The organism is Burkholderia sp. 28_3, from assembly GCF_003253915.1.
In the GTDB taxonomy this organism is placed as follows: Bacteria; Pseudomonadota; Gammaproteobacteria; order Burkholderiales; family Burkholderiaceae; genus Burkholderia; species Burkholderia cenocepacia.
This window is the reverse complement of sequence record NZ_QKZF01000005.1, coordinates 108,066-134,789: the sequence shown is the minus strand read 5'-3', so window position 1 is coordinate 134,789 and position 26,724 is coordinate 108,066. Positions and strand designations below refer to the sequence as shown.

Annotated in this window: 29 protein-coding genes; 11 read left to right on the top strand and 18 right to left on the bottom strand. The window is 67.3% G+C overall.

Features of this window, described 5'->3' with window-relative positions; all coding sequences use genetic code 11:
• Positions 1-5 precede the first annotated feature (5 nt).
• Positions 6-905, top strand: a complete 900-nt coding sequence (locus DFS13_RS13610; RefSeq protein ID WP_111441812.1) for an SDR family oxidoreductase — start codon at positions 6-8, stop codon at positions 903-905.
• A gap of 33 nt (positions 906-938) precedes the next feature.
• Here DFS13_RS13610 and DFS13_RS13605 read toward each other — a convergent pair whose 3' ends face one another.
• The gene (locus DFS13_RS13605; RefSeq protein WP_077020354.1) at positions 939-1,829 is read right to left on the bottom strand and encodes an alpha/beta fold hydrolase; all 891 of its coding nucleotides are present in this window, start codon (positions 1,827-1,829) and stop codon (positions 939-941) included.
• Positions 1,830-1,935: 106 nt separating this feature from the next.
• Here DFS13_RS13605 and DFS13_RS13600 point away from each other — a divergent pair, with 106 nt between their 5' ends.
• On the top strand, positions 1,936-2,832 hold the full coding sequence (locus tag DFS13_RS13600; RefSeq protein WP_111441811.1) for a LysR family transcriptional regulator: 897 nt from the start codon (positions 1,936-1,938) through the stop codon (positions 2,830-2,832).
• Between the two features lie 25 nt (positions 2,833-2,857).
• Here the strand turns inward: DFS13_RS13600 and DFS13_RS13595 are convergent, their stop codons facing one another.
• From DFS13_RS13595 to copC, 4 genes are all read right to left on the bottom strand, one after another.
• The gene (locus DFS13_RS13595) at positions 2,858-3,793 is read right to left on the bottom strand and encodes a LysR family transcriptional regulator (protein ID WP_111441810.1); all 936 of its coding nucleotides are present in this window, start codon (positions 3,791-3,793) and stop codon (positions 2,858-2,860) included.
• A gap of 166 nt (positions 3,794-3,959) precedes the next feature.
• Complete coding sequence (locus DFS13_RS13590) at positions 3,960-4,733, bottom strand: SDR family oxidoreductase (RefSeq protein ID WP_111441809.1); 774 nt, start codon at positions 4,731-4,733, stop codon at positions 3,960-3,962.
• Positions 4,734-4,913: 180 nt separating this feature from the next.
• Positions 4,914-5,414 carry a DinB family protein gene (locus tag DFS13_RS13585; protein WP_034201446.1) on the bottom strand — a complete coding sequence of 167 codons (501 nt, stop codon included), beginning with the start codon at positions 5,412-5,414 and terminating at the stop codon, positions 4,914-4,916.
• Between the two features lie 66 nt (positions 5,415-5,480).
• Positions 5,481-5,855: a copper homeostasis periplasmic binding protein CopC gene (copC, locus tag DFS13_RS13580; RefSeq protein WP_059721392.1), complete on the bottom strand. Its 375-nt coding sequence runs from the start codon at positions 5,853-5,855 to the stop codon at positions 5,481-5,483.
• A 115-nt stretch (positions 5,856-5,970) separates the two neighbouring features.
• On the opposite strand from copC, the gene DFS13_RS13575 reads away from it, so the two are divergent.
• Both DFS13_RS13575 and DFS13_RS13570 read left to right on the top strand, forming a co-directional pair.
• Positions 5,971-6,687, top strand: a complete 717-nt coding sequence (locus DFS13_RS13575) for a 16S rRNA pseudouridine(516) synthase (RefSeq protein ID WP_006482773.1) — start codon at positions 5,971-5,973, stop codon at positions 6,685-6,687.
• Between the two features lie 105 nt (positions 6,688-6,792).
• Positions 6,793-6,981, top strand: coding sequence for a hypothetical protein (locus DFS13_RS13570; RefSeq protein WP_006496133.1), 189 nt, complete (start codon positions 6,793-6,795; stop codon positions 6,979-6,981).
• On the opposite strand, the gene DFS13_RS13565 is transcribed toward DFS13_RS13570, so the two are convergent.
• Positions 6,964-8,001, bottom strand: coding sequence for an NAD-dependent epimerase/dehydratase family protein (locus tag DFS13_RS13565; protein ID WP_060210764.1), 1,038 nt, complete (start codon positions 7,999-8,001; stop codon positions 6,964-6,966). The two genes, DFS13_RS13570 and DFS13_RS13565, sit on opposite strands and share 18 nt — an antisense overlap.
• 107 nt (positions 8,002-8,108) lie before the next feature.
• On the opposite strand from DFS13_RS13565, the gene DFS13_RS13560 reads away from it, so the two are divergent.
• The 3 genes from DFS13_RS13560 (at position 8,109) to DFS13_RS13550 (ending at position 11,086) form a co-directional block, all read left to right on the top strand.
• Positions 8,109-9,140 (top strand): CDP-6-deoxy-delta-3,4-glucoseen reductase, encoded by a 1,032-nt coding sequence (locus DFS13_RS13560; protein ID WP_006478058.1) that lies wholly within the window; start codon positions 8,109-8,111, stop codon positions 9,138-9,140.
• 292 nt (positions 9,141-9,432) lie between these two features.
• Positions 9,433-10,617 carry an acetylornithine transaminase gene (locus DFS13_RS13555; RefSeq protein WP_059721393.1) on the top strand — a complete coding sequence of 395 codons (1,185 nt, stop codon included), beginning with the start codon at positions 9,433-9,435 and terminating at the stop codon, positions 10,615-10,617.
• Between the two features lie 13 nt (positions 10,618-10,630).
• Positions 10,631-11,086 carry a GNAT family acetyltransferase gene (locus DFS13_RS13550; RefSeq protein WP_006488959.1) on the top strand — a complete coding sequence of 152 codons (456 nt, stop codon included), beginning with the start codon at positions 10,631-10,633 and terminating at the stop codon, positions 11,084-11,086.
• 17 nt (positions 11,087-11,103) lie between these two features.
• On the opposite strand, the gene DFS13_RS13545 is transcribed toward DFS13_RS13550, so the two are convergent.
• From DFS13_RS13545 to DFS13_RS13510, 8 genes are all read right to left on the bottom strand, one after another.
• Entirely contained in the window at positions 11,104-11,775 is a 672-nt protein-coding gene (locus tag DFS13_RS13545) for a DUF2278 family protein (RefSeq protein ID WP_006496136.1), read from the bottom strand.
• Between the two features lie 246 nt (positions 11,776-12,021).
• On the bottom strand, positions 12,022-12,738 hold the full coding sequence (locus DFS13_RS13540) for an ABC transporter ATP-binding protein (RefSeq protein WP_012492822.1): 717 nt from the start codon (positions 12,736-12,738) through the stop codon (positions 12,022-12,024).
• Positions 12,738-13,514 carry an ABC transporter ATP-binding protein gene (locus tag DFS13_RS13535; protein WP_006478053.1) on the bottom strand — a complete coding sequence of 259 codons (777 nt, stop codon included), beginning with the start codon at positions 13,512-13,514 and terminating at the stop codon, positions 12,738-12,740. Before DFS13_RS13535 ends, DFS13_RS13540 begins: the two co-directional genes overlap by 1 nt.
• 23 nt (positions 13,515-13,537) lie before the next feature.
• The gene (locus DFS13_RS13530) at positions 13,538-14,707 is read right to left on the bottom strand and encodes an ABC transporter ATP-binding protein (protein WP_006488940.1); all 1,170 of its coding nucleotides are present in this window, start codon (positions 14,705-14,707) and stop codon (positions 13,538-13,540) included.
• Between the two features lie 19 nt (positions 14,708-14,726).
• Positions 14,727-15,677: a branched-chain amino acid ABC transporter permease gene (locus tag DFS13_RS13525; protein WP_006488946.1), complete on the bottom strand. Its 951-nt coding sequence runs from the start codon at positions 15,675-15,677 to the stop codon at positions 14,727-14,729.
• A 211-nt stretch (positions 15,678-15,888) separates the two neighbouring features.
• Entirely contained in the window at positions 15,889-16,599 is a 711-nt protein-coding gene (locus DFS13_RS13520; protein ID WP_080747390.1) for an amino acid-binding protein, read from the bottom strand.
• Positions 16,600-16,803: 204 nt separating this feature from the next.
• Positions 16,804-17,784 carry a 4-hydroxy-3-methylbut-2-enyl diphosphate reductase gene (gene ispH, locus DFS13_RS13515; RefSeq protein WP_006488968.1) on the bottom strand — a complete coding sequence of 327 codons (981 nt, stop codon included), beginning with the start codon at positions 17,782-17,784 and terminating at the stop codon, positions 16,804-16,806.
• 2 nt (positions 17,785-17,786) lie between these two features.
• Complete coding sequence (locus DFS13_RS13510) at positions 17,787-18,242, bottom strand: peptidylprolyl isomerase (protein WP_006496137.1); 456 nt, start codon at positions 18,240-18,242, stop codon at positions 17,787-17,789.
• A gap of 135 nt (positions 18,243-18,377) precedes the next feature.
• Here DFS13_RS13510 and radC point away from each other — a divergent pair, with 135 nt between their 5' ends.
• The 4 genes from radC to nadB all read left to right on the top strand — a co-directional run bounded on the left by radC (position 18,378) and on the right by nadB (position 21,563).
• On the top strand, positions 18,378-19,151 hold the full coding sequence (gene radC / locus DFS13_RS13505) for a DNA repair protein RadC (RefSeq protein ID WP_006496138.1): 774 nt from the start codon (positions 18,378-18,380) through the stop codon (positions 19,149-19,151).
• Positions 19,152-19,388: 237 nt separating this feature from the next.
• Complete coding sequence (gene rpmB, locus DFS13_RS13500) at positions 19,389-19,622, top strand: 50S ribosomal protein L28 (protein ID WP_004186391.1); 234 nt, start codon at positions 19,389-19,391, stop codon at positions 19,620-19,622.
• A 17-nt stretch (positions 19,623-19,639) separates the two neighbouring features.
• Complete coding sequence (gene rpmG, locus DFS13_RS13495) at positions 19,640-19,807, top strand: 50S ribosomal protein L33 (protein ID WP_006478046.1); 168 nt, start codon at positions 19,640-19,642, stop codon at positions 19,805-19,807.
• 169 nt (positions 19,808-19,976) lie between these two features.
• The gene (gene nadB / locus DFS13_RS13490) at positions 19,977-21,563 is read left to right on the top strand and encodes an L-aspartate oxidase (protein WP_006488962.1); all 1,587 of its coding nucleotides are present in this window, start codon (positions 19,977-19,979) and stop codon (positions 21,561-21,563) included.
• 95 nt (positions 21,564-21,658) lie between these two features.
• Here nadB and nadC read toward each other — a convergent pair whose 3' ends face one another.
• The 4 genes from nadC to DFS13_RS13470 all read right to left on the bottom strand — a co-directional run bounded on the left by nadC (position 21,659) and on the right by DFS13_RS13470 (position 26,722).
• Positions 21,659-22,540, bottom strand: a complete 882-nt coding sequence (gene nadC, locus DFS13_RS13485) for a carboxylating nicotinate-nucleotide diphosphorylase (RefSeq protein WP_111441808.1) — start codon at positions 22,538-22,540, stop codon at positions 21,659-21,661.
• Complete coding sequence (gene nadA / locus DFS13_RS13480; protein WP_048984591.1) at positions 22,537-23,673, bottom strand: quinolinate synthase NadA; 1,137 nt, start codon at positions 23,671-23,673, stop codon at positions 22,537-22,539. Before nadA ends, nadC begins: the two co-directional genes overlap by 4 nt.
• 254 nt (positions 23,674-23,927) lie before the next feature.
• Positions 23,928-25,124 (bottom strand): acyl-CoA desaturase, encoded by a 1,197-nt coding sequence (locus DFS13_RS13475; RefSeq protein ID WP_006491832.1) that lies wholly within the window; start codon positions 25,122-25,124, stop codon positions 23,928-23,930.
• 215 nt (positions 25,125-25,339) lie between these two features.
• The gene (locus DFS13_RS13470; RefSeq protein ID WP_006488952.1) at positions 25,340-26,722 is read right to left on the bottom strand and encodes a mechanosensitive ion channel family protein; all 1,383 of its coding nucleotides are present in this window, start codon (positions 26,720-26,722) and stop codon (positions 25,340-25,342) included.
• Positions 26,723-26,724 lie beyond the last annotated feature (2 nt).

The window sequence follows — 26,724 nt, the reverse complement described above, 5'->3', positions numbered from 1 at the left end:
CGCTCATGAAGGAAGTCGTCCTCGTCACCGGCGCGTCCAGCGGCTTCGGCTTGCTGACGGCCCAGGCGCTCGCCCGCGCCGGTCACACGGTCTACGCGTCGATGCGCGAGAGCGCCGGGCGCAACGCGCCGCGCGCCGCCGCCGTCGCGGCCTATGCGCAAGAACACGGCGTCGACCTGCGCAGCCTCGAACTCGACGTCGGCGACGATGCGTCGGTCGACGCCGCCATCGAGCGCGTGATCGCCGACCACGGCCGTCTGGACGTCGTCGTCCACAACGCCGGCCACATGGTGTTCGGGCCGGCCGAAGCGTTCACGCCCGAACAGCTTGCGCAGCTCTACGACGTCAATGTCGTGTCGACCCAGCGCGTAAACCGCGCGGCGCTGCCGCACCTGCGCGGCCAGCGCCGCGGCCTGCTCGTCTGGGTATCGTCCTCGTCGGCGCGCGGCGGCACCCCGCCGTTCCTCGCGCCCTACTTCGCCGCAAAGGCCGCGATGGATTCGCTCGCCGTGTCCTACGCCGCCGAACTCGCCCGCTGGGGCATCGAAACGTCGATCGTCGTGCCGGGCGCGTTCACCCGGGGCACGAATCACTTCCTGCATGCGGGCAAGCCGGCCGATACCGCCGTGCAGGCCGCCTACGACAGCGGGCCGTACGCGGGGGTCGCCGATCAGGCGTTGCGGGGCCTCGCCGCGCTCGAACCGGCGGACGCCGACGCGGGCGCCGTCGCCACGGCGATTGCCGAGCTCGTCGCGGCGCCGGCCGGCAAGCGCCCCTACCGTGTGTTCGTCGATCCGTCGCAGGACGGCGCCGAGGAAGTGTTCCGCGTCGGCGATCGCATCCGCCGCGAGATGTTCAGGAACATCGGGCTCGCCGACCTGCTCGCGCCGCGCGCCGGCGGTTGATCCTTCGCGCGCCGGCGGGCCGGCCGGCGCGCGTCACCCGCGCCCGCAGAACCGGAGAATCGCGTCCGCGACCGCCGCCGCGGATTCACGCTGCGGGAAGTGCCCGATTCCGTCGAGCACCTGCCGCTCGTAGCGCCCGGAGAAGAACCGCTCGCGCCCGGCCGAGCTGTCCGGATGATTGCAGGTGTCCGCGCCGCCGTGCAGCACGAGCGTCGGCACCGCCAGCACGGGCGCCGGGTTCAGCCGCGCGTCGTCGTCGGCATAGGCCGGCGTGCCCGGCGCGAAGCCCCAGCGCTGCCGGTACGAATGCAGCACGACGTCGATCCAGTCGGGTCCGTCGAACGCAACGGCCGCCGCGTCGAAATCGCCGTCGCGATACCAGCCCGGCGGCGACCACGTATCCCACATCAGGCGCGCGAACGCACGGCGGTCGTCGCGCAGCGCCTGCTCGCCGCGCGGCGTCGCCATGAACCAGTGATACCAGTAGTTGCGCGCCTGCTGCAGCGACAGCGGCTGAGCGGGATCGTTGGTGCCGTACCCGACCGACAGCATCACGAGCTGCGATGCGACACCGTCGCGCAACCCGCACGCGTTCGCGGCCGCGCGGGCGCCCCAGTCGTGCCCGACCAGCAGCGGCCGCTCGATGCCGAGCGCATCGACGAATTCGAGCAGGTCGCGCCCGAGCGCCGCGAGCTGGCCGCTGCGCGGCACGGACGCGTCGCGAAAGCGCGTCGGCGCGAAGCCGCGCAACGCGGGCGCGAGCACGCGGTAGCCGTGTGCGGCGAGCGCCGCGGCCACCGCTTCCCAGCCGACCGGGCTGTCCGGCCAGCCGTGCAGCAGCACGGCCGCGCGTTCGCCGCGCGGGTTCCATTCCAGATAGGCAATATCGAGCGACGCGGTGGCCGCATGCGCGTAGGTCGTCATCGTGTACTCCGTGAGGTCAGCCTGAACCTACGATGGTAGGCCGGTCTTTCATCACGATTCACGGAGTATCACGATTCATTCCTCATATTTCGCGTCGAATCGATCCATGGAACCGCCGACCGATCCCGCGTCGACCGCGCTCGACATCGCGCTGCTGCGCACCTTTCTCGAAGTCGTCGACCGCCGCGGGTTCGCGCCGGCCGCCGAGCGCCTCGCGCTGACGCCGTCCGCCGTCAGCGGCCACATCAAGCGGCTCGAACAGGCGGCCGGCACCGTGCTGCTGGCGCGCACGACGCGCCGTATCGCGCTCACGCCGGCCGGCGACACGCTGTACGCCTACGCGCGCAACATCGTCGACATGGAGCGGGAGGTGCGCGCGCGGCTGCGCGGCGCGCCGGCGCACGGACCGTTGCGGGTCGGCGCGTCGGAGGACTTCGCCGGCGCGTGGCTGCCGCACGTGTTGCGCATGTTCCGCGACCGCCACCCGCACACGTCGATCGAGCTGAAGGTCGGGATCACCGCGTCGCTGCTGCGCGAGCAGATGCTCGGCCGGCTCGACGTCGTATTCGGCAAGCAGTGCCGGCAGGTCGACGCGCCGGGCGAGCTGCTGTGGGAGGAGCCGCTCGTGTGGGCGTTCGCAGCGGACCGCCCGCTCGACGCAGGCGGCGAAGTGCCGCTCGCGCTGTTTCCGCAGCCGTGCGTCTATCGGGAAGCCGCCGTCGCGGCGCTCGCCGCCGCGCTGCGGCCGTTTCGCGTGCTGTTCGAAAGCGGCAGCATGGCCGGTTGCGTGTCGGCCGCGCTCGCCGGCTTCGCGGTCACCGCGCTGGCGCGCAGCCAGCTGCGCGACGGCTTGCGCGAATGCGGGCCGCAGGACGGCTTGCCGGCGCTGCCGGCCGCGCGCTTCCATGCGTTCGCGGCGAAACCGGACGGCCCCGGCGCGGCGTTGATCGAGGCCGTGCGGGACATCGGGCGCGACCGGCGGTTCGCCACGCAGCCCGACTGAAGAGCCGCGCGCGCCGGCCTGCCGGTCAGTCGCCGTCCGAACTCGCTGCTTCGCCGGTCCCCGTCAGCGCATCGGCCATCAGTTCCCCGAACCATTCGATGAACGCATTGAGCCGCCTCGACCGGTGCCGGCGGTGCGGATACACGGCCGACACGTCCATCGGCTCGGCGCGACGGCCGGGCATCACGTCGACGAGCGCGCCGCTTGCCAGCAGATGCTCGACGTCGAAGCGCGGAATCTGGATCAGCCCCATGCCCGCGATGCAGCTGGCGATATAGGTTTCGGCGTTGTTGACGATCACGCGGCTCGGCAGCGTCAGCACGTGCCGCTGCCCGTCCGCGCAGTATTCCCAGCCGAGTTCGCGCCCCGTCGTCGGCGACGCATAGCCGATCGCCCAGTGCCCGTGCGCGAGCGCGTCCGGATGCTCGGGCACGCCGCACTCGCGCAGGTAGTCGGGGCTCGCGCAGTTGATCAGCGTGAACTGCCCGAGCGGCCGCACGACGAGGCTGCTGTCCGCGAGCCGCCCGACGCGAATCGCGCAATCGACGCCCTCCTGCACGAGGTCGATCGAGCGGTCCGTGGAGCCGAGCGACAGCTGCAGCTTCGGATAGCGGCGAAACAGCGACGGCAGCGCGGGCGCCACGACGCGCCGCGCGATCCGGCTCGGCACGTCGACGTTCAGCCGCCCGACCACGTCGTGGTCGCGGCGCCGAAACAGGCGGTCGAGTTCGTCGGCCTCCGCGAGCAGGCGCCGACCGCGCTCCAGCAGCAGCGCGCCGTCGGCAGTCAATTGCACCTGGCGCGTCGTACGGTGCAACAGACGCGTGCCGAGCGCCGTCTCCAGTTGCTGGACGGCCGCCGACACGGTCGCGCGCGGCGCGTCGAGCGCATGCGCGGCCTTGATGAAGCTGCCCATCTCGGCAACCTGCAGGAAGATCCTGACCTGATCCAGCTTGTCCATCGGCGGGAAACCCGGGTTCGAACGACGGTCACCGCCGGCCGCCGCGCATCGCGACCGGCTTCGGCGGCACAGAGAAAACGGGCGCGCGGCCTCGTGGCTGCGCGCCCGTCCATTGTCCACGCAAACGCGCCAGTGCGGTGCGCCGCGCGGCCCGCGAGCGGCCCGGTTACTTGGTCGTGTAGCCGCCGTTGATCAGGATCGTCTGGCCGGTGATCCACCAGCCGTCGGTCACCAGATGGCGGATGAACGGGACGACGTCCTCGATGTCGGTCAGCCCCGTCTTGCTGAACGGCGACAGCGCGGCGGCCGTCTTGTGATACGCGACCGCGTCGGCGCCTTCGGCCGGATAGAAGAACGGCGTGTCCATCGGGCCCGGCCCGACGGCCGTCACCGAGATCCCGCGCGCGCCGTACTCCTTCGACGCCGCGCGCGTGAAGTGCTCGACCGGCGCCTTCGACCCTTCGTACGCCGCGTAGAACGGCGTGAACGCGCCGAGCAGCGACGTCACGAGCGTGACGAGCTTGCCGTGATCCTCGAGATGCCGGCCCGCTTCCTTGATGAAGAAGAACGCCGACTTGCTGTTGACCGCGAACATCTCGTCGTACTCGGCCTCGCTGATCTCGGTGAACGGCTTCTTCAGCACCTTGCCGACCGTGTTGATCGCGACGTCGATCTTGCCGAAGCGCTGCTTCGCGTCGTCGAACAGCTTCTCGACCGCGGCGGCCGTCGTCAGGTCCGCCTGGAACGTCGCGGCTTCCGCGCCGGCCGCACGGACCGCCGCAGCGGTCTCCTCGGCCTGCGCCTGCGATGCCGCGCTGTTGTAGTGAATCGCCACCGCCTTCGCGCCGTGGCCCGCCAGGTCCCGGGCGATCAGGCCACCGAGATTCTTTGCCCCGCCTGCGATCAGGACGACCTTGTCTGCGAGCGTATGAGTTGCCACGGTTGACTCCTTTTTTCGTTGGACGAAGCTAGGAGTGTAGGCATCCGCGCCCGGTCGATCAGCCGGCTGCGGCTGGATGGATTATCCAGAAAACCGATCCAATCCGAGCCGCGCAATGTGGCGTGCCGCACCGACGGCGGCGCCGGATTCCGGCATGCCAATGCGCGAGCGCCGGCCGACTCAGCGCGCGTACAGCGCCGCGTCGATCTTGCCGAGCAGCCACTGCATGCCGGCCAGGTGCTGCTGATCGTGGCTGCACAGGTAATGGACCAGCCCGCGCACGGTCAGCGAACCGTAGCCGTCGAACTCGCCGGTACGCGCGAACTGTTCGGGCGTGAGACGCGACAGCAGCGCCAGCGTCTCGCGTCGTGCGTCGCGAATCGCCGCGAGCACGTCGGACGCATACGCGTCGTCGTAGCGCCGCTCGATCGCGAGTGCGTCGCCGTCGAGCGAGACCAGCAGCGGCCGGTCTTCGTCGAGCATGCGTCGCAGCCGAACGTGATAGCCGTCGATCTCGATGTCGCGCACATGGCAGAGTTGCCCGAGCGGCGAGAAATGCTCGCTCGGCATGCCGGACCAGTCGTCGGGGGTCCAGCGCGCATAGCCGTCGGGCACGGCTGCGAAATGCGCTTCGAGCTGACGGGGAAAATCGGCGAGTGCGTCGAGCGTCGTCGGATTCATGCGGGAGACTCCCTGTCGGATGAAGGCGGGCGGCAACCCTGGCACGGGCCTGCCGCCGCCGTTGCGTCACTTCACGCTGAAGCCGTACGCGCCCTGCGTGCGATGCCCGTCGGTCGCGACGGCTACCCACTTCACCGTGTACGCGCCCGTACCGGGCGCCGCGAGCGGCACCGTCATCCGCTTGCGGTTCGACGCGTCGATGCGCGCGCGGCCGTCCGACACCGTCTTGCCGGCGCCGTCGACGACGACGATCGAGCTGAATGCCGGCTCCAGCGGCTCGGTGAAGTCGATCGTGACGGCGGCCGGTGCGGCAGCCAGCGCCGCGCCCGCCGCCGGGTCGCTGTGCGCGAGATGCGCGTGCGCGAACGCGGCCGACGAAACGGTCGCGGCCACGATGACGGCGGCAACGTGTCGGCCGAACGGGAACGAATCGAAAGGCATGGACTTTCCGTGAAGAATGAACGGGGCGCCGCGCACCGCGCAGCGTTCCGGCAGCTTACCAGCGCACGCGCGTTCATGCCGGTCGGGCGCCAGTGCTTGATAGAATGCGCGCGCTATGGATCTCGAAAGCATTCTCTACACTCAGGGCTTCGGCTCGCGTCGCCAGTGCCGCGGCCTGATCGAAGCCGGCCGCGTCGCCGTCGCGGGCGCCGCCGCGACCGACCCGGACGCCGCGTTCGACACCGACGGCCTCGTGTTCTCGGTCGACGATGCGGCATGGCCGTTCCATGCGCGTGCGTATCTCGCGCTCAACAAGCCGGCCGGCTACGAGTGTTCGCGCGATCCGCAGCACCATGCGAGCGTGTTCAGCCTGCTGCCCGCGCCGCTCGTCGCGCGCGGCGTGCAGTGCGTCGGCCGGCTCGACCAGGACACGACCGGCCTGCTGCTGCTGTCCGACGACGGCCAGTTCGTGCACGCGTACACGTCGCCGAAGCGCAAGGTGCCGAAGACCTACGTCGCGACCGTGCGCCACCCGCTCGACGACACGCAACTGCACGCGCTGCGCACCGGCGTGCAACTGCACGGCGAGCCGAAGCCGATCGCGGCCGTCGCGGCCGACGCCCGCGCCCCGCACGCGCTCGCGCTGACCGTCCTCGAAGGCAAGTACCACCAGGTCAAGCGGATGGTCGCCGCGGCGAGCAACCGCGTCGAATTGCTGCATCGCGAAAGCATCGGCGGCTTCACGCTGCCGGCCGACCTCGCGCCCGGCGCATGGCGCTGGCTCGACGAAGCCGACCTTGCCGCACTGCGCAATCCCGTCAAAACCCTGTAAGGGAAAATCCGCACGACCGTTCGGTGTCCGGCCGCCTCTTTGCCGCAGGTTCCCCCGCTATACTGAAATCACAAGCTGCAAGAGCAGCGATGCAGGGGAGACATCATGAACATCGACCATTCTTTCGAACTGTCGTCCGTGATGATCGCGTTCGCGGTCATCGGCGTCATCGTGATCGGCGGCCTGCTGGCCGCGATGCATCTGAAGCACAAATATCACCCGAACCTGATCGGCGCGCTGATCGGTGCGCTGCTGTGCTTCCTGCTGATCGAGGCGTTACCGGCGCTCACCTGACGCGCTGCCCGGCGCGAGCGTTTGAAGGAAATCGTCTACGGTCGGATAGCGCAACGTCACGCACAATTCGGCCTTGAGCCGTGCGTTGGACAGGCGCCGCGACTCGCGCATGAACGACAGCAGCGTCGGCTCGAGCAGACGCTCGGCGTCCGCGCGGCTGACGCGCGGCGGCCTCGGCAGGCCGAGCACCTGCGCGACCCGGTCGAAATACTCTCCCATCCGCAGTTCCGTGTCGTCCGACGCGTGCACGACGCGCGCCGGCTTGCCGCGCACGGCCGCACGACGCAGGATCGCCGCGAGATCGTCCGCGTGGATGTGGTTCGTGTATACGTCGTCGGCCGGCTCGAGCGCCGGCGTGCCGCGCTCGAGCCGCGCGACCGGCAGGCGGTTCGCCGCGTAGATGCCGGGGATGCGCACGATGCGCGCGGACAGCACGCCGCGCACCGTCGCCGCACGCAGTTGCCGCTCGGCCGACACGCGCCGGAACGCGCGCGGATTCGCCGGGCGCAGCGGCTGCGTTTCGTCGATGCGCGCGCCGCCGCAGTCGCCGTAGACGCCCGTCGTACTGGCGTAGACGAGCGTCGGCGCGCGAAGACCGTCGGGTACAATACGCGCTGCCCGAACGGGCGCGCCGGCCTGTCGGGCCGCGGTGCGCAGCGTTCGGAGCCGGCCGACCGCCGGGGCCGGCGGTGCCGCCGGCCGACGCGCGGGCATGGACGTTGCGGCGATCAGCGCACGCGTGCGCCGGTCGTCGCGGCCGTCGGATGGCGGCGGCGCGAGATGCAGGATCGTGCGGGCGAGGCCCGCGAGACGGCCGAGCGTCGCCGGGCGATCGAGGTCGCCGACGATCGGCGTCGCGCCCGCGGCGCGCAGTTCGTCGCGGCGGGCCGGGTGGCTCGTCAGCGCGAGGATGCGCAGATTGCGGCGCGCGTCACGCCATTGCGCGACGCAGCGCATGCCGACGTCGCCGCAGCCGACGATCAGTACGCGCGGCCGGCGCAGGATTCGTGTCGCGATCATGTTGGTTGCGAAATCAGTAGCCGCCGTTGCGCGACGCGCAGCGGTTTTGCATTGTAGCTGCCGTGCGCGACATGCACGGTCCCCCCATTTTGTTCTAGTTTGGTTCTATGGCATTCAACGTCACTCTCAAGCAAAGCGGCCGGCAATTCCAGGTCGAGTCGGACGAAACCGTGCTGGCGGCCGCGCTGCGCCAGAACGTCCATCTGCCGTACGGCTGCAAGAACGGCGCGTGCGGCTCCTGCAAGGGCCAGATCGTGTCGGGCCAGATCGAACAGGGCCCGCACGCCGCGTCGGCGCTGTCCAACGACGAACGCACGCGCGGCCTGGCGCTGCTGTGCTGCTCGAAGGCGCAATGCGACCTCGAGATCGACGTGCGCGAGATCGCCGGCGTCGACGGCGTGCAGGTCAAGAAGCTGCCGTGCCGGATCGCCGCGCTCGAACGCAAGGCGGACGACGTGATGGTCGTGAAGCTGCAGTTGCCCGCCAACGAACGCCTGCAGTACCTCGCGGGCCAGTACGTCGAATTCATCCTGAAGGACGGCTCGCGCCGCAGCTACTCGATGGCGAACGCGCCGCACGAGGAAGGCCCGATCGAGCTGCACATCCGCCACATGCCGGGCGGCAAGTTCACCGACCACGTGTTCGGTGCGATGAAGGAGCGCGACATCCTGCGCTTCGAAGGCCCGCTCGGCACGTTCTTCCTGCGCGAAGACTCCGACAAGCCGATCGTGCTGCTCGCGTCGGGCACCGGCTTCGCGCCGATCAAGGCGATCATCGAGCATGTGAAGCATTCGGGCATCACGCGCCCGATGACGCTCTACTGGGGCGCGCGCCGCAAGAAGGACATCTACCTCGCCGAGCTCGCCGAGCAGTGGGCGCGCGAGATCCCGAACTTCAAGTACGTGCCGGTGCTTTCCGAGCCGGACGACGCCGACCAGTGGACGGGCCGCACGGGCTTCGTCCATCGCGCGGTGATCGAGGATCTGCCCGACCTGTCCGGCCACCAGGTGTACGCGTGCGGCGCGCCGGTGATGGTCGAATCCGCGCAGCGCGACTTCACGCAGCACCACGCGCTGCCGGCCGACGAGTTCTACGCGGACTCGTTCACGAGCGCCGCCGATCTCGCGCATCCGGTCTGAACACCGGGCGCGACCGCACCCCGCCGTGCGCCGCCGTGTCACATCCGTGGCATCGCGGCGGTTTACAGTGGGGCGCGGGATGCCTTATGCTTGCGCACATGAACCGCTTCCTGTCCGCTCTCCGACGTCGCCGCTCGCCGCTCCGCCCGGATGCCGCCGGCTCGTCACGGACTCGCGCGTAACCCTCCTCCGCTTCACCGGTTACGCACAAGCTGTTCGACCCACCAGCCACGGCCTTCCGTGGCTTTTTTATTGCCCGTTTCCCTTTCAACGCCCGCTGGAGTCTGCTGCCATGCCCCTGAACGATTATCCGATCGACTCGCTGATGTACATCACGAACCGCCCCGACATCGTGTTTACGCACGGCAAGGGTTCGTGGCTCTACGATCACACGGGCAAGCGCTATCTGGACTTCATCCAGGGCTGGGCCGTCAACAGCCTCGGCCACTGCAACGACGGCATCGTCGAGGCGCTGAAGACGCAGGCCGACAAGCTGCTGAACCCGTCGCCCGCGTTCTACAACGAGCCGATGGCGAAGCTCGCGGGCCTGCTCACGCAGCACAGCGTGTTCGACAAGGTGTTCTTCACGAACAGCGGCGCGGAAGCGAACGAAGGCGCGATCAAGCTCGCGCGCAAGTGGGGCCGCAAGTTCAAGAACGGCGCATACGAGATCATCACGTTCGACCACAGCTTCCACGGCCGCACGCTCGCGACGATGTCGGCCAGCGGCAAGCCGGGCTGGGACACGATCTACGCACCGCAGGTACCGGGCTTCCCGAAGGCCGAGCTGAACAACATCGCGTCGGTCGAGAAGCTGATCACCGACAAGACCGTCGCCGTGATGCTCGAACCGATCCAGGGCGAAGGCGGCGTGATTCCGGCGACGCGCGAATTCATGCAGGCGCTGCGCGCGCTGACGAAGCAGCACAACCTGCTGCTGATCGTCGACGAAGTGCAGAGCGGCTGCGGCCGCGCGGGCACGCTGTTCGCGTACGAACTGTCCGGCATCGAGCCGGACGTCATGACGCTCGCGAAGGGCATCGGCGGCGGCGCACCGCTCGGCGCGCTGTTGTCGAAGGCCGACGTCGCGGTGTTCGAGGCCGGCGACCAGGGCGGTACGTACAACGGCAACCCGCTGATGACGGCGGTCGGCTATTCGGTGATCTCGCAGCTCGTCGCGCCCGGCTTCCTCGAAGGCGTGCGTGCGCGCAGCGAATACCTGAAGCGCAAGCTGCTCGAACTGTCGGAGGAGCGCGGCTTCGAGGGCGAACGCGGCGAAGGCCTGCTGCGCGCGCTGCTGCTCGGCAAGGACATCGGCCCGCAGATCGTCGAGAAGGCGCGCGACATGCAGCCCGACGGCCTGCTGCTGAACGCCGCGCGCCCGAACCTGCTGCGCTTCATGCCCGCGCTGAACGTGACGACCGACGAAATCGACCAGATGATGGCGATGCTGCGGTCGATCCTCGACACGCTGTAAGGAGACCGCCGCGATGGATGCCGCCGCCGATGCTGTCGCTATCCGCCCGTTCGAACGCGCCGACACCGATGCCGTGCTCGCGGTATGGCGCGACGCGTTCCCGCACTACGACGAAGCCGGTGCGCCGCCGCACCGCGATCCGCTGCGATCGATCGAGCTGAAGCTCGCGACCCAGCCGGAACTGTTCTTCGTCGCGACCAGCGGCGCGCGGGTCGTCGGCACGCTGATGGCCGGTTTCGACGGACATCGCGGCTGGCTCTACTCGTTCGGCGTCGCGAACGACGCGCGCCGGCTCGGCGTCGGCCGCGCGCTGATCGCGCATGCGGAAAGCGCGCTCGCCGCGCGCGGCTGCCTGAAGATCAACCTGCAGGTGCTGCCCGGCAACGACGACGCATGCCGCTTCTATGCGGCGCTCGGCTATCGCGTCGAGGAACGCATCTCGTTCGGCAAGACGCTGCCGGCCGCGTAAGACCGCCGCCGGCCGATTCAGCGCGTGATCGGCCCCGCGCCCGGCAGCGGATTGCCGAGCGCGTCGGTCGGCACGGCCTGCTGCTCGAACGCCGCGAAATACGCGGCCCACTGCGATTCGCTCACGCGCACCAGCAGCGCGCCGTCCTGCCACACGTCGTTGTGGTCGTTGTGGTCGTCGCCCGCGCGATGCAGGTAGTGCGGGCCCGTCGAGCCCTGGTTCATGTGCGTGTCGTGGATGCCGTTGCCTTGCGCATAGGTGCGTCCGAACACGACGACGTCGAGGCCCTGCGACTGCGCGGCGCTCACCAGCCGCAGCAGCGACGGGATCGGCTCCGGATGCTCGGTGCCGTCCATCACCGCGCTCGCGCGCCACGCGCCCGTCTCGTTCAGGATGTCGCTGCGCAGGTAGTCGAGCGCGGGCAGCGCGGTCTGCGCCGTCAGATCGGTATAGCCTTCGGCCGCGGCGGCGAGCGTCTGCGTGACCGGATGGTGGAAATCGTAGACGAGCTTGTAGTTCAGCAGGTCGTCCGCGTCGTTGGTGCCGACGTTGATCGCGACATCCCAGTCGCCCGCCGGCAGCGCCAGCGTCAGGTGAACGTGATACTGGATCTCGCTGCCGTGCGGCGAGCCCTTCAGCTTCGCCACCGACGTCACCTTCGCCTTCACGAAACCGTAGTCCAGACTCATGCGTGTTCTCCGTGTCCCGATGGGTCATCGATGCTACGCAGCCCGTGTGTCGGTTTGCCGACGGCCGGCCGCGGTGTCGCCGGCACGCGATGCAGCCTGCGCAGTGCAACAGTCGAATGGAGTCGCCTTTGCGCGCACAGTTCGACGCGAATCGCGCACGACGAAAAAAAACCGTCACGGTTTCCCGTGACGGTTTTTCGACAGCCCGGATGCGCCATGCGCAACCGGGCCCGCGCGTTCGATCGCTTACTCGCCCAGATACGCGGCGCGCACCTTCGGATCGTCGAGCATCTGCTTCGCGTCGCCTTCCATCGTGACCGTGCCCGAATCCATCACGTAGCCGCGGTCGGCCGCCTGCAGCGCGAGGCGTGCGTTCTGCTCGACCAGCAGCACCGTGATGCCCTCCTTCGAGATCTCGCGCACCACTTCGAAGATCTTCTCGACCATGATCGGCGACAGGCCCATCGACGGCTCGTCGAGCAGCAGCAGCTTCGGCTTGGAGAGGATCGCGCGCGACATCGCCAGCATCTGCTGCTCGCCGCCCGACAACGTGCCCGCAAGCTGCGTCGCCCGCTCCTTCAGGCGCGGGAAGAAGCCGAACATCCGGTCGACGTCCTTCTTGATCTGCTCGTTGTCGTTGCGCAGGTACGCGCCCATCTGCATGTTCTCGATGATCGACATCCGCGCGAAGATCCCGCGGCCTTCCGGCACCATCGCGAGGCCGCGCTTGAGCAGTTCGTGCGGCGGGATGCCCTTGATCGACTTGCCGTCGTACTCGATGTCGCCCGCCGAGTACGGCTTCAGGCCGGTGATCGCCTTCATCGTCGTGGTCTTGCCGGCGCCGTTCGCACCGATCAGCGTCACGAGCTCGCCCTGACGGACTTCCATGTCAACGCCCTTGACGGCCTGAATGCCGCCGTAGTTGACCTGCAAGCCCTTGATTTTCAACATTGCCGCTGCCATCAGTGCACCCCTGCGCCGAGATATGCCTCAATCACCTTCGGATTCTTCTGCACGTCCTGCGGCAGACCCTCGGCGATCACCTTGCCGTAATCGAGCACCGTCATCCGGTTGCACAACCCCATCACGAGCTTCACGTCGTGCTCGATCAGGAGAATGGTGCGGCCGTCCGAGCGGATCTTGTCGAGCAGGCGCGTGAGTTCGACCTTCTCGGTCGCGTTCATCCCGGCCGCCGGCTCGTCGAGCGCGAGCAGCTTCGGGTCGGTCGCGAGCGCGCGGGCGATTTCGAGACGACGCTGGTGACCGTACGACAGGTTGCGCGACGTGTAGTCCGCGTACTGCAGCACGCCGACGTATTCGAGCAGCTCGATCGCGCGCTCCTTGATCTCGCGCTCTTCCTGACGTTCGGCCGGCGTCTGGAACACCGCGCCCAGCAGACCGTGCTTGGTGCGCACGTGGCGGCCCACCATCACGTTCTCGAGCGCCGTCATCCCGCCGAACAGGCGGATGTTCTGGAACGTGCGCGCGATGCCGGCCTTGGCCACCTGGTGCACGGCCGTCGGCGTGTAGTTCGTGCCGTCCAGCTTGAAGTCGCCGGAGTCCGGCGTGTAGAGGCCCGTGATCACGTTGAAGAACGTCGTCTTGCCGGCCCCGTTCGGGCCGATCAGACCGTAGATCTCGCCTTCGCGGATCTGCAGGCCGACGTCGGACAGTGCCTGCAGCCCGCCGAAGCGCTTGTTCACGCCCGAGACGGACAGTCGGATTTGCTTGTCGCTCATGTGTGTATCCCCTTGTCCGTAGGTTAAGCGCGCACCGGCTTCTTGCTGTTGCGCTTCGCCAGTTTCGCGATCTTGTCCTCATGCTTCGGCGCGGGCCACAGGCCTTCCGAGCGGTACAGCATGATGATCACCATCGCGAGGCCGTACAGCGCCTGACGGATCACTTCGGTATCGACGATGTCGTGACCGAACAGCGCGTGCTGCAGCGGGCTCATCGTCGAGCGCAGGAATTCCGGGAAGATCGCGAGCAGCACCGCGCCCAGGATCACGCCCGGGATGTGGCCCATGCCGCCGAGCACCACGCAGGCGAGCACGACGATCGATTCCCAGAACGTGAACGACTCGGGCGACACGAAGCCCTGGAACGCGCCGAACATCGAGCCCGACAGGCCGCCGAACGACGCGCCCATCGCGAACGCGAGCAGCTTCACGTTACGGGTGTTGATGCCCATCGCCTTCGCGGCGATTTCGTCTTCGCGGATCGCGGCCCACGCGCGGCCGATACGCGAGTGCTGCAGACGCGTACACACCCAGATCACCAGCAGCGAGCAGAGCACGAACAGGTAGTAGTACATGTACACCGACGGCAGCTGGAAGCCGAACAGCGTATGCGTCTGCGACAGGTTGAAGCCGCCGACGTGCACCGGATCGATGCCCGTGATCCCCTTCGGGCCGTTGGTGATGTTCACCGGACGGTCGAGGTTGTTCATGAAGATCCGGACGATTTCACCGAAGCCGAGCGTGACGATCGCCAGGTAGTCGCCGCGCAGGCGCAGCGTCGGCGCGCCGAGCAGGATCCCGAAGGTCGCCGCCAGCGCCATCGCGATCGGCACGATCAGCAGGAACGGCACGTGCAGGCCGTTCGGCGCGAGCGCCGCGATCCACTCGAACTGCGAGGTCAGGTGCGGCGAGCTCAGCAGCGCCGCCGTGTAGGCGCCCACCGCGTAGAACGCGATGTAGCCCAGGTCGAGCAGGCCGGCGAAGCCGACCACCACGTTCAGGCCCAGCGCGAGCATCACGTACAGCATCGCGAAGTCGAGCACGCGGACCCAGTAGTTGCCGCCGGCCGAGCCGATCACGATCGGCGCGGCGATCACGAGGACGGCAGTGAGGAGGCCGATGACGACGGTCTTGGCGGTGTTGCGCTCTTCGACCAGCGACGTCGACGATTCGATCGGTTGAATGGATGTCATGTTGTTTGCTCCCCTTCCGTTACGCGCGGTCCGCGACACGTTCGCCCAGCAGGCCCGACGGACGGAACACCAGCACGATGATCAGCACGATGAAGGCGAACACGTCCTGGTAGTTGCTGCCGAATACGCCACCCGTGAGGTTGCCGATGTAGCCGGCCCCGAGCTGCTCGATCAGGCCGAGCAGCACGCCGCCGACCATCGCGCCGCCGAGGTTGCCGATCCCGCCGAGCACCGCCGCGGTAAACGCCTTCATGCCGGGGATGAAGCCCATGTAGAAGTGCACGTTGCCGTATTCGGACGCGATCATCACGCCGGCCAGCGCGGCGAGCGCGGAGCCGATCATGAACGTCGCCGAGATCACGAAGTTCGGGTTCACGCCCATCAGGCTTGCCGTATTCGGGCTTTCGGCGATCGCGCGCATCGCGCGGCCGAGCTTGGTCTTGTGCACGAGCAGCAGCAGGCCGCCCATCACGATGAACGCGACCGCGATGATCACGATTTCCGTGACCGAGATCACGGCGCCGGGCGTCGTGTCGGTCGCCTTGATCACGTTGATCGGGTCGGTCGGCAGCAATTGCGGGAACGGCAGCGGGTTGCGCGACCAGATGATCATCGCAGCCGTCTGCAGCAGGATCGACACGCCGATCGCGGTGATCAGCGGCGCGAGACGCGGCGCGCGGCGCAGCGGCCGGTACGCGACGCGTTCGATCGTGAAGCCGACGAACGCACAGACGACCGCGGCGATGCCCAGGCCGATCGTCAGCGTCGCGACGTTGCCGAGTCCGGGAAAGTGGTTCTGCAGCACGGTGATGGCCGACAGCGCAACCATCGCGCCGATCATCAGCACGTCGCCGTGCGCGAAGTTGATGATGCCGAGAATGCCGTACACCATCGTGTATCCCAACGCGATGATGGCGTACACACTGCCGAGCACCAGCCCGTTGAGAACCTGCTGGACGAAAATATCCATTTAAAGCTCCTTGGCCCGTGCTGCCGGAGGACGTTGCGCCCCGCGGGTAAGCGAGGAATCGCGCCTTCTCGGCGACACTGCGGGTACTAGTCGATACCGGTAAGGGTGGATCGTCCCGGCGCGCGCCGCCCGGCCTGTACGGCCGGACCTGCCGCCGGAGCGGATACAAAAACGGCACCGCACTGTTCCGGTGCCGTCATGAGTCCCGTCGCTAAATCGTCACGACATCGAGGACGGTGTTCGTGGCCTCCTTGAAGTCGTGGGGCAGCATGCCGAGACGGCCGTCGTCCGGTTTCCCGGCATCCGTGCCTTGGCCCGTCCGGCGCCGCGCAAGCAGCGCGCCCGGACGGATCGGATTCCGCGCCGCGTCGCCCGGCAGGGCGTTGCGGCAGTCGCGCCCGACTTTCGTCAGGACTGCATCGGAATCCATCGTACGAACCAGACTGCGCGTCACGACACGGTCGGTCGCGGCGGTGCGCTGTTTCGTCGAATCGAATTGAAGGGGGGACAGTGGCTTCGGCACGCTGCCGGCAACGCCGCGATCATCCGGCATCCGTCGACCGGCGGCTTGCCGCGACGCAGTCTGCATGCCCGCTGCCCGGCCCGTCGTCAGGCCAAGCGCGTTGATGTCCTCGATCGTCAAACCTGCCCCGTTTTCCTTGTCCCTGCCCAGTTGCGCGATACGGCGCGCCGATGGCGCCGCACGTCCGGCTCCGGCGACGCGCACGCCGCTGGCCGATGATGCCGCGATTACCGCAGCGTCCCTGCCCGCCCCGTCGTCGCTCTTTTTGCTGCAGCCGGCAAGCATTGCAACCGGTGCGGCGACGGACACGGCGTAAGCCAACTTCACATGCATTGAATGGTCTCCCGCGCCTTGCCAAAACCCGATTTCAAAGCCATTCCGGCTTGAAAACGGGCGCATTGTAACTCCATTTATAGGACGCCAATAATCCTGATTCGATGGGGTTTTCCTGCATTGCAACCAATTTTGAGAAACGATTGGACGAGGTGGGAGCAACCGGGTTGCACCACGATTGGGAATATTGGTTGCGATTACAATTTCGAGACACCAAAAAAAAGCGCGCCGGGAGGCGCGCTTCGGTGTTCCGCGGGTGCGATGCGGCAATCAGGCGGCGGGCGGCAGGTTCAACCCGCGCGGCAGCGGAAACGACACGTTTTCCTCGATGCCGTCGAGTGCGCGGACGTTGCGCACGCCGAGCTCGCGCAGCCGCGCGATCACGGCCTGGGCGAGCACTTCGGGCGCCGACGCACCGGCCGTCACGCCGATGCGGCGCTTGCCGGCGACCCACGCCGGATCGATCTGGTCCGGCGCATCGACCATGTACGCGGCCACGCCGCGCTTCTCGGCCACTTCGCGCAGCCGGCTCGAGTTCGAGCTGTTCGGACTACCGACCACGATCACGACATCGCATTGCGGCGCCATGAACTTCACCGCGTCCTGGCGGTTCTGCGTCGCGTAGCAGATGTCCTGCTTCTTCGGCTCGCGGATCTTCGGATACTTTGCCTTCAGCGCGCCGATGATCTCGGCCGCGTCGTCGACGGACAGCGTCGTCTGCGTGACGAGCGCGATGCGCTCGGGATCGGCGAGCTCGAGCTTCTGCACATCCTCGACACTTTCGACGAGGTGCATGCCGCGCTCGACCTGGCCCATCGTGCCTTCGACTTCGGGATGGCCCTTGTGGCCGATCATCACGATGTCGACGCCGTCCTGGCGCATCTTCGCCACTTCGACGTGCACCTTCGTGACGAGCGGGCAGGTTGCGTCGTAAATGCGCAGCCCGCGCACGTCGGCCTCGTCGCGCACGGCCTTCGACACGCCGTGCGCACTGAAGATCACGGTGTTGCCGGCCGGCACTTCCTCGAGTTCCTCGACGAAGATCGCGCCCTTCTTTTTCAGATCCTCGACCACGTACTTGTTGTGGACGATTTCGTGACGCACGTAGATCGGCGCACCGTGCATCGCGATGGCGCGCTCGACGATCTCGATCGCGCGATCGACACCCGCGCAGAAACCGCGCGGCTGGGCCAGCAGGATTTCGGCGTCGGCGGCGACGGTCTGCCCGGACAGCGTATCGGTGGTACTCATGATTACAGGATTCCGATGATTTTCACTTCGAACGTGAGCGCCTGGCCCGCGAGCGGATGATTGAAGTCGAACAGCGCCGAGGTCTCGCTGACTTCCTTCAGCACCCCCGCGTAGCGACCGCCATCCGGTGCGTTGAACTCGATGAGTTCGCCCGGCGTGAAATCGTCGCCGACCATCCCGTTCTCGCGCAGCGTCGCCAGCGTCACGCGCTGGAGCATGTCGGGATTGCGGGGGCCGAACCCCTGATCGGGGGCTAGCTGAAAAGTCGAATGGTCGCCGACCCGGAGCCCGAGCAGAATCTGTTCCAGCGACGGCGCCAGCTGCCCCGCGCCCAGCAACAGCGTGGCCGGCTTGTCCGAGAAGGTGTTGACGATGTCGGCGCCGTCGGCCAGTGCCAGCCGGTAATGCAACGTGACGTGGGAACCGGGCTTCACTTCGGATAGATCGATGAGGCTCATGAATTACTCGTTCAGTCGGCGCCCGCTACGGCCGAATGGCCCGGCGCAAAGCCAATATTGTAAGTCACCTGAGCGTGCAAGGCGGAAAGTGCGACGACGTTGCGCACGCCGCCCGCCGCCAATGGAGTTCCGACCATGCTGTCACCCTGCCTCATCGTGCCGCCGGCCGAATGCCGCGACACCGCCGACACGCCGGCCGATCCGCCCGGCCGCGTGATCCCGATCAACCGGCGCAGGCGCCGCCCGGGCGACTGGCGGCCCGAGCGGCCACGCGAGCGATTGCTGGAGCGCGGGCCGGCCGCGCTGACCGACGACGAGCTGATCGCGCTGCTGCTCGGCACCGGCAAGCCCGGTCACGACGTCTTCGTCACCGCCCGCGCACTGGTCGAGCAGTTCGGCACGTTGCGCGGGCTGCTCGAAGCGAGCGCCGACGATTTCGAGGCGTACCCCGGCATCGGCCCCGCACGCTCCGCGCGGCTCGTCGCGGTCACCGAGATCGCGCGGCGCATGCTGGTGGAGAAAGCGGAAGAACGGATGCCGATCGACTCGCCCGGCGCGGTCGAGGATTGCTTGCGACTGAAGATCGGCACGCGCCAGTACGAAGTGTTCATCGCGGTCTATCTGGATGCGCGCAACCGTCTGATCGACATGGAGGAAATCGCGCGCGGCTCGCTCACCCGCATGGCCGTCTATCCGCGCGAGATCGTGCGCCGCGCGATGAAGCACAACGCCGCGGCGCTGATCGTCGCGCACAATCATCCGTCGGGCGCGGTACAGCCGAGCGCGGAAGACCGCCGCCTGACCCGCGTGCTGAAAGACGCGCTCGAGCTCGTCGACGTGCGGCTGCTCGATCACGTCGTCGTCGGGGTCAGCGATACTTTCTCGTTCGCGCGGGCCGGTTGGCTGTAGACTGTGGCGCGGCGGCCCGTCCCAGGGCGCCGCAACGACGAAGCGAAATTGGGTTTGATTTTTCTGAACTTTTTCTGCTAGAATCGTCGTCTGTCTTTTTTCCAACCAGTTCTAGCCATCGAAGGGCCTTGTCTGTAAGGGCTACGGCGTTCTGAGTGCAGCCATGGATCACGTGGCGGTGCGATGGAACCTTCACCGGCGATCGAACCCCGAATTTAGCGTATTAGGAGTGCTCTCATGGCACGCGTATGCCAAGTAACTGGGAAAGCGCCGATGAGCGGCAACAACGTTTCCCACGCCAACAACAAGACGAAGCGTCGCTTCCTCCCGAACCTGCAGAACCGCCGGTTCTGGGTTGAGAGCGAAAACCGCTGGGTGCGCCTGCGCGTCTCGAACGCCGGCCTGCGCCTGATCGACAAGAACGGCATCGATTCCGTGCTCGCTGACCTGCGCGCACGCGGCGAAGCCTAAGCCCAAGGAGCACAATCATGGCAAAAGGCGCCCGCGACAAGATCAAGCTCGAGTCGACCGCTGGTACGGGTCACTTCTACACGACCACGAAGAACAAGCGCAACATGCCGGAAAAGATGGCGATCAAGAAGTTCGATCCCGTCGTCCGCAAGCACGTTGAATACAAAGAAACCAAGATCAAGTAATCTCCGGTTTCTGCCAGCCTGACGGCGACCGAAAAGCCCCGCACATGCGGGGCTTTTTGTTTTGCGCGGTTTTTGCGCGCACGCGTGAGCCCGACGCGGTATGCTCTCCCCTTTCCGCGGCCGCGGTCGACGGAACGCAAGATCAAAAGCGTAACGATGGAGATGCAGCATGAAATTCGACGTGGCGATCGTCGGCAGCGGCCTGGCAGGGCTGTCGGTCGCACTCAATCTGGCCAGCACGCGACGTGTCGCGCTGATCGCGAAACGTTCGATGATGGAGGGGGCGAGCGATAACGCGCAGGGCGGCATCGCGGCGGTCCTCGACTCGGCGGACAGCATCGAGAACCACGTCGACGACACGCTGGTCGCCGGGGGCGGCCTCTGCGACGAAGGCGCGACGCGCTACATCGTCGAGCACGGCCGCGAAGCCATCGAATGGCTGATCTCGCAAGGCGTGCCGTTCACGAAGGACGACGCGGCCGAACTCGGCTTTCACCTGACGCGCGAAGGCGGCCACAGCCATCGCCGGATCATCCATGCGGCCGATGCGACCGGCCATGCGGTGCTCGCGACGCTGTCGGCGCGCGCGCGCCAGCATCCGAACATCACGTTCTTCGAAAATCATCACGCGATCGACCTGATCACGTCGGATCGGCTCGGCCTGCCCGGCCGCCGCTGCCACGGCCTGTATGCACTCGACGTCGACAACGACCGCACGATCACGATCGAGGCGCCGCACACGGTGCTCGCCACCGGCGGCGCCGGCAAGGTCTACCTGTACACGACGAACCCCGACACCGCGACCGGCGACGGCATCGCGATGGCGTGGCGTGCCGGCTGCCGCGTGTCGAACATGGAATTCATCCAGTTCCACCCGACCTGCCTGTTCCATCCGTACGCAAAATCGTTCCTGATTTCGGAAGCCGTGCGCGGCGAAGGCGGCCTGCTGAAGCTGCCTGACGGCACGCGCTTCATGCCGTCGCACGATCCGCGCGCCGAACTCGCGCCGCGCGACATCGTCGCGCGCGCGATCGACTTCGAGATCAAGAAGCGCGGGATCGACTGCGTGTATCTCGACATCAGCCATCAGCCGGAAGCGTTCCTGCGCGAACATTTCCCGACGATCCATGCGCGCTGCCTCGAATTCGGCATCGACATCGCGAAAGAACCGATCCCGGTCGTGCCGGCCGCGCACTATACGTGCGGCGGGGTCGTCACCGATCTCGCCGGACGCACCGACCTCGCCGGCCTGTACGCGGTCGGCGAAACCTCGTACACGGGGCTGCACGGCGCGAACCGGCTCGCGAGCAACTCGCTGCTCGAATGTCTGGTGATCGGCCGCGCGGCAGCCGAGGCGATCGAGGCGGCCGGCTTCGACGCCGACACGCCGGCCGCGCTGCCCGCGTGGGACGAAAGCCGCGTGTCGGACGCGGACGAGGAAGTCGTCGTGGCCCACAACTGGGACGAACTGCGCCGCCTGATGTGGAACTACGTCGGCATCGTGCGCACCGACAAGCGCCTCGAGCGCGCGAAACATCGCCTGTCGCTGCTGCGCGACGAGATCCACGAGTACTACGCGAACTTCCGCGTGACGCGCGATCTGCTCGAACTGCGCAACCTCGTCGACGTGGCAACGCTGATCGTGAAAAGCGCGCACTCGCGCCGCGAAAGCCGCGGGCTGCACTACAGCCGCGACTGGCCGCATACGCTGCCGAAAGCATTGCCGAGCGTGCTCACGCCGCGCGTGCGCCGCTGAGCGGCGCGCCGCCCTTCCGCGGCCGCAGCAGCACAAGAAAAAAGCCGTTGGCGCTTGCGCGCCAACGGCTTTTTGTCTGATCGGATGATGTTCGGTCAGTCGACGATCCGCATCGAATAATCGGTCGCCCGCACATCCTTCGTCAGCGCGCCGATCGAGATGCGATCGACGCCCGTCTCCGCGAACGTGCGGACCGTCTCGAAATTGACGCCGCCCGAGACTTCGAGCACGGCCTTGCCATCCGCCACGCGCACCGCTTCGCGCATCATGTCGAGCGTGAAGTTGTCGAGCAGCACCGACTGCGCGCCGTGCGCGAGCGCCGTGTCGAGCTGCGCGAGCGTCTCGACTTCGACCTGCACCGGCACGCCCGATTCCAGCGCAAACGCCGCATCGAGCGCCTCGCCGACACCGCCTGCCGCCGCGATGTGGTTCTCCTTGATCAGGATGCCGTCGTACAGCGCGAGACGCTGGTTCTCGCCGCCGCCGACCCGGACCGCATACTTCTGCGCGAGCCGCAGCCCCGGCAACGTCTTGCGCGTATCGAGGATCTTCGCGCGCGTGCCTTCGACGCGATCGACGTAACGGCGCGTCGCCGTCGCGACGCCCGACAGCAACTGCAGGAAGTTCAGCCCGTTGCGCTCGGCCGTCAGCAGCGCGCGTGCCGGCCCTTCGAGTTCGCAGACGGTCGAATCGGCCGTCATCCGGTCGCCTTCGCGATAGCGCCAGTGGACGACGATCGACGGATCGATCCGTGCGATCACGGCCTCGAACCACGGTACGCCGCACAGCACCGCTTCCTCGCGCACGATGATCCGCGCGCGGCGGTACTCGCCGGCCGGCACGAGCCGCCCGGTCTGGTCGCCGGCACCGACGTCTTCGGCGATCGCATCGGCCACGTTGCGCGCGATCGCTTCGTCGAATGCCGCGCCGTACTGCGCGCGGACGGCTTCGAACAGCGGGGATACGGCGTTGCTCATGCGGCCCCCACGTTCGCGAACAATTGCTGGTCGCGCTGCAGATCGCCGCTCGCCTGCACGCGCTTCTTGTGCGCAGCCGCGAATTCGAGCATCCGGTCGATCGGCAAACGCGCGCGCTCGCCGATCGCGGGATCGACGAAGATCTCGTTGTGACCGCGTTCGAGCACGTCGGCGAGGTTCGCGAGGCCGTTCATCGCCATCCACGGGCAATGCGCGCAGCTCTTGCAGGTCGCGCTGTTGCCGGCCGTCGGCGCGGCGATGAAGGTCTTGCCGGGCGCGGCAAGCTGCATCTTGTGCAGGATGCCGAGATCGGTCGCGACGATGAAGCGGGTCGCGTCGAACTTGACGGCCGCGTCGATCAGCTGCGTGGTCGAGCCGACGACATCGGCCTGCGCCACGACGTTTTCCGGCGACTCGGGATGGACGAGCACCTTCGCGTCCGGATATTCGGCGCGCAGCAGGTCGAGCTCGATGCCCTTGAACTCGTCGTGGACGAGGCACGAGCCCTGCCACAGCAGCATGTCCGCGCCGGTTTTCTTCTGGATGTAGCTGCCGAGATGGCGGTCCGGCGCCCAGATGATCTTTTCGCCGCGCGCGTGCAGGTCGGCCACGATCTCGAGGCCGATCGACGACGTGACCATCCAGTCCGCGCGCGCCTTCACGGCCGCGCTGGTGTTCGCGTAGACGACGACGGTACGGTCGGGATGCGCATCGCAGAACGCCGAGAATTCGTCGACCGGGCAGCCGAGGTCGAGCGAGCAGGTCGCGTCGAGATCGGGCATCAGGATCCGTTTGTTCGGGCTCAGGATCTTCGCGGTTTCGCCCATGAAGCGCACGCCGGCGACGACCAGCGTCTGCGCGTCGTGATCGCGGCCGAAGCGCGCCATTTCGAGCGAATCCGCCACGCAGCCGCCCGTTTCGTCGGCCAGTTCCTGCAGTTCGGCGTCCACGTAGTAGTGGGCGACCAGCACGGCCTTTTCACGGGCAAGCAACGCCTTGATGCGTGCTTTCAGCGCAGCGCGTTCCTCGGCGGACGGCGCATCGGGCACCTTGGCCCATGCCTGCCCCACGCCGCACACGGTCCCGGCTGCGACGGGCCGGTCGTACTCGACGGGTTTGATCGTCGATTGCATCTCCATATCTCCTGTCGATCAGCGTTGGCGCTTGAGCGCTTACCCTGATCCCATGCTACGCGGTCGATCGGCGTTGGCGCGTTCGTGCCTGCCCCGATCCCATCCCTTTCATTCGCCCCGGGACACCACCCGCCACGGCCCCAAGCGTCAGACAAATCCCGGCCCGCCGACGCGCTTCACAAACCGGCGGCCCAAATGAAAAAACCCCGCCAACGCGGGGTTTGTGACGTCCTGAGATTCTAATCGATTTCGAATCAGGCGTAGCGACGCAGGCGCGTCGCGAATTCCTGCAGCGCCTTGATGCCGCTTTGTTCTGCGCGATGACACCAATCCTGCAATTGCGCGAGAAGCTGTTCGCGCGACGCGGTCGAACGATCCCAGATCGCGGCCAGATCCTGGCGCAGCTGGAAGTACGTATGCAGCTTCTGGCTGTTCGCGAAGATTTCCGGCAGCAGCTTCTTCTGCGGCTCGTCGAGACCGTCGGCGTCCTTGTGGAACCACTTGCGGGCACCGCGCATCAACTGGTACTTCTCGCTCGAACCGAGTTCCTTCAGGTGCGCGAGCTCCTGGCGGTACGCACGCTTCACGGCCTTGCCGTAGCTCGCCATCACTTCGTAGCGGTTCGACAGCACGGCCTGCAGCGTTTCCTGATCGAGCACCGTCTTCGGCTTGTTCAGGCGCGGCGTCGGCGCGACCTTCTTCACCTTCGCGAGACCGAAGGCCGACATGATGCGGATGTACATCCAGCCGATGTCGAACTCGTACCACTTGTTCGACAGCTTCGCCGACGTCGCGAACGTGTGGTGGTTGTTGTGCAGCTCTTCGCCGCCGATCACGATGCCCCACGGGAACAGGTTCGTGCTCGCGTCGGCCGAGTTGAAGTTGCGATAGCCCCAGAAGTGACCGAAGCCATTGACGACACCGGCCGCCCAGAACGGGATCCACACCATCTGCACGGCCCAGACGGTCAGGCCGAGCACGCCGAACAGCGCGACGTCGATCACCATCATCAGGCTCACGCCGAGGATCGGGTACTTCGAATAGAGGTTGCGTTCGATCCAGTCGTTCGGCGTGCCGTGGCTGAACTTGCGCATCGTCTCTTCGTTCTTCGCTTCCGCGCGATACAGCTCGGCGCCCTCGAGGAACACCTTCCAGATGCCGCGCGTCTGCGGGCTGTGCGGATCTTCCTCGGTCTCGCACTTCGCATGGTGCTTGCGGTGAATCGCGGCCCACTGGCCGGTCAGCATGCCGGTGGTCATCCACAGCCAGAGACGGAAGAAGTGGCTCGCGATCGGATGCAGCTCCAGCGCGCGGTGCGCCTGGCAGCGATGCAGGTAGACCGTCACACCGATGATCGTGACGTGCGTGACGGCGAGCGCGAACAGCGCGACCTGCCACCACGAAAAATGCAGGAGCCCGTGGGAAAGAAAATCGAGCAGGGAATTCAACAAGGCAGTTACCTGTGATGAGAGCGACGCCGCACCGGCGTCAGAAGAATGAAAGCATACCGCGTGTAGACCAGAATTTTACTTCAACCGTTCCAAGTCTTTGTAAAAAATGAATATTTTCTTGCCCTGACGCAATCCGCGCGGTCCACGGCCGGACTGGGAAAGGCCCGCGATCCGGTTCCGACCGCGGAATCGGTACGATTGACCGCCCGCACCCGCTACGCGGCCGGCGCGCGCCCGTCCAGCGCACCGTTGGCGGCGGCCGAATCGTGCCCGGCCGCCACGCCGGCCGCGGCGAAGCCGTCTGGCAACCCGACCACGCGCACTTCGCGCTGCGGAAACGGAATCGAAATCCCGTGCTCGCTGAAGAGCCGCCAGATGTTGCGGTTCACGCTCGAACGCACGCCCGACGTGCCCTTCGCCGAATCCTCGATCCAGAAGCCGAGCTCCAGGTCGATCCCGTCCGCGCCGAAACTCACGAGGTACGGGGTGGGCGCCGGCTCGGCCAGCACGCGCGGCACGTCCTTCGCCGCGTCGGCGAGCAACGCGAGCGCCTGCTCGACGTCGCTCGTGTACGCCACCTGCACCGCCACCTTCGCATAGCCGCGCGTCAGGTACGACGACTGGTTCTGCACGACGTCGGTGATCAGCTTCTCGTTCGGGATCAGCGTCTCGTTGCCGTCGAGGCCGCGCACGACCGTGTAGCGCGTGCGGATCTGGGTGACCACGCCCTGCAGCCCGCCGACGCTGATCGCATCGCCGAGCCGCAGCGAGCGGTCGAGCAGGATGATGAAGCCCGACACGTAGTTGCTGGCGATCTTCTGCAGCCCGAACCCGAGGCCGACGCCGACCGCGCCGCCGAACACGCCGAGCACCGTCACGTCGATGCCGACGAGCGACAGCCCGATCAGGATCGCCGCGAACACGAGCAGCGCGCGGCCGACCCGCGACAGCACGACCTTCAGGTTCGCGTCGAGCGTGCTCGCGCGCGACAGGCGATCCTCGAGCACCGAGCCGAGCCACATCGCGACCATCAGCGTCACGCACACCCACAGCGCGCCGGAAATCACCGACAGCAGCGTGAGGTGCGCGGTCGCGACGCGGAACTGCACGCTGTCGAGCCAGCCGAGCACGTCGCGCTGGATGCCGAGCACGGTCATCACCATCGCGGCCCACACGACGGTCGACACGATCTTCTCGACGATCGACAGCCATGCGTGCGTGTGGCCGTCACGCGCGAACACGCGCCGCGCGAAGAAGAACAGCACGTAGATCAGCCCGATGCCGAACAGCGGCACGAGCGCGAGCGACAGCAGCGACGTCGACATGAACGGGTCGAACGCGAGCTGCGCACCGCCGACGAACACGCTGCCGAACAGCGGAAACAACGCGCGCTTGAGGCTTTGCGCGCCCGCGCCCGGCGCGCGTCCGGCCGCCCGGCGCCGCGCATCGATCCGGCCGTGCACGAAGCGCGCGGCGACCCACGCGAAACACAGCGCACCGACGAGGATCGCCGCCTGCCAGATCATCACCGGCTGGTGGAAATCGCGAATCACCGAGGCCAGCCGGTGCGACAGCAGGCGGCTCTGCAGGTTCTCCATCG

What these genes read in the sequence shown, in the direction of transcription:
- DFS13_RS13610 (WP_111441812.1), top strand. Translation starts at nt 6, where the DNA reads ATGAAGGAAGTCGTCCTCGTCACCGGCGCGTCCAGCGGCTTCGGCTTG.
- DFS13_RS13605 (WP_077020354.1), bottom strand. Translation starts at nt 1,829, where the DNA reads ATGACGACCTACGCGCATGCGGCCACCGCGTCGCTCGATATTGCCTAT.
- DFS13_RS13600 (WP_111441811.1), top strand. Translation starts at nt 1,936, where the DNA reads ATGGAACCGCCGACCGATCCCGCGTCGACCGCGCTCGACATCGCGCTG.
- DFS13_RS13595 (WP_111441810.1), bottom strand. Translation starts at nt 3,793, where the DNA reads ATGGACAAGCTGGATCAGGTCAGGATCTTCCTGCAGGTTGCCGAGATG.
- DFS13_RS13585 (WP_034201446.1), bottom strand. Translation starts at nt 5,414, where the DNA reads ATGAATCCGACGACGCTCGACGCACTCGCCGATTTTCCCCGTCAGCTC.
- copC (WP_059721392.1), bottom strand. Translation starts at nt 5,855, where the DNA reads ATGCCTTTCGATTCGTTCCCGTTCGGCCGACACGTTGCCGCCGTCATC.
- DFS13_RS13575 (WP_006482773.1), top strand. Translation starts at nt 5,971, where the DNA reads ATGGATCTCGAAAGCATTCTCTACACTCAGGGCTTCGGCTCGCGTCGC.
- DFS13_RS13570 (WP_006496133.1), top strand. Translation starts at nt 6,793, where the DNA reads ATGAACATCGACCATTCTTTCGAACTGTCGTCCGTGATGATCGCGTTC.
- DFS13_RS13565 (WP_060210764.1), bottom strand. Translation starts at nt 8,001, where the DNA reads ATGATCGCGACACGAATCCTGCGCCGGCCGCGCGTACTGATCGTCGGC.
- DFS13_RS13560 (WP_006478058.1), top strand. Translation starts at nt 8,109, where the DNA reads ATGGCATTCAACGTCACTCTCAAGCAAAGCGGCCGGCAATTCCAGGTC.
- DFS13_RS13555 (WP_059721393.1), top strand. Translation starts at nt 9,433, where the DNA reads ATGCCCCTGAACGATTATCCGATCGACTCGCTGATGTACATCACGAAC.
- DFS13_RS13550 (WP_006488959.1), top strand. Translation starts at nt 10,631, where the DNA reads ATGGATGCCGCCGCCGATGCTGTCGCTATCCGCCCGTTCGAACGCGCC.
- DFS13_RS13545 (WP_006496136.1), bottom strand. Translation starts at nt 11,775, where the DNA reads ATGAGTCTGGACTACGGTTTCGTGAAGGCGAAGGTGACGTCGGTGGCG.
- DFS13_RS13540 (WP_012492822.1), bottom strand. Translation starts at nt 12,738, where the DNA reads ATGGCAGCGGCAATGTTGAAAATCAAGGGCTTGCAGGTCAACTACGGC.
- DFS13_RS13535 (WP_006478053.1), bottom strand. Translation starts at nt 13,514, where the DNA reads ATGAGCGACAAGCAAATCCGACTGTCCGTCTCGGGCGTGAACAAGCGC.
- DFS13_RS13530 (WP_006488940.1), bottom strand. Translation starts at nt 14,707, where the DNA reads ATGACATCCATTCAACCGATCGAATCGTCGACGTCGCTGGTCGAAGAG.
- DFS13_RS13525 (WP_006488946.1), bottom strand. Translation starts at nt 15,677, where the DNA reads ATGGATATTTTCGTCCAGCAGGTTCTCAACGGGCTGGTGCTCGGCAGT.
- DFS13_RS13520 (WP_080747390.1), bottom strand. Translation starts at nt 16,599, where the DNA reads ATGCGCCCGTTTTCAAGCCGGAATGGCTTTGAAATCGGGTTTTGGCAA.
- ispH (WP_006488968.1), bottom strand. Translation starts at nt 17,784, where the DNA reads ATGAGTACCACCGATACGCTGTCCGGGCAGACCGTCGCCGCCGACGCC.
- DFS13_RS13510 (WP_006496137.1), bottom strand. Translation starts at nt 18,242, where the DNA reads ATGAGCCTCATCGATCTATCCGAAGTGAAGCCCGGTTCCCACGTCACG.
- radC (WP_006496138.1), top strand. Translation starts at nt 18,378, where the DNA reads ATGCTGTCACCCTGCCTCATCGTGCCGCCGGCCGAATGCCGCGACACC.
- rpmB (WP_004186391.1), top strand. Translation starts at nt 19,389, where the DNA reads ATGGCACGCGTATGCCAAGTAACTGGGAAAGCGCCGATGAGCGGCAAC.
- rpmG (WP_006478046.1), top strand. Translation starts at nt 19,640, where the DNA reads ATGGCAAAAGGCGCCCGCGACAAGATCAAGCTCGAGTCGACCGCTGGT.
- nadB (WP_006488962.1), top strand. Translation starts at nt 19,977, where the DNA reads ATGAAATTCGACGTGGCGATCGTCGGCAGCGGCCTGGCAGGGCTGTCG.
- nadC (WP_111441808.1), bottom strand. Translation starts at nt 22,540, where the DNA reads ATGAGCAACGCCGTATCCCCGCTGTTCGAAGCCGTCCGCGCGCAGTAC.
- nadA (WP_048984591.1), bottom strand. Translation starts at nt 23,673, where the DNA reads ATGCAATCGACGATCAAACCCGTCGAGTACGACCGGCCCGTCGCAGCC.
- DFS13_RS13470 (WP_006488952.1), bottom strand. Translation starts at nt 26,722, where the DNA reads ATGGAGAACCTGCAGAGCCGCCTGCTGTCGCACCGGCTGGCCTCGGTG.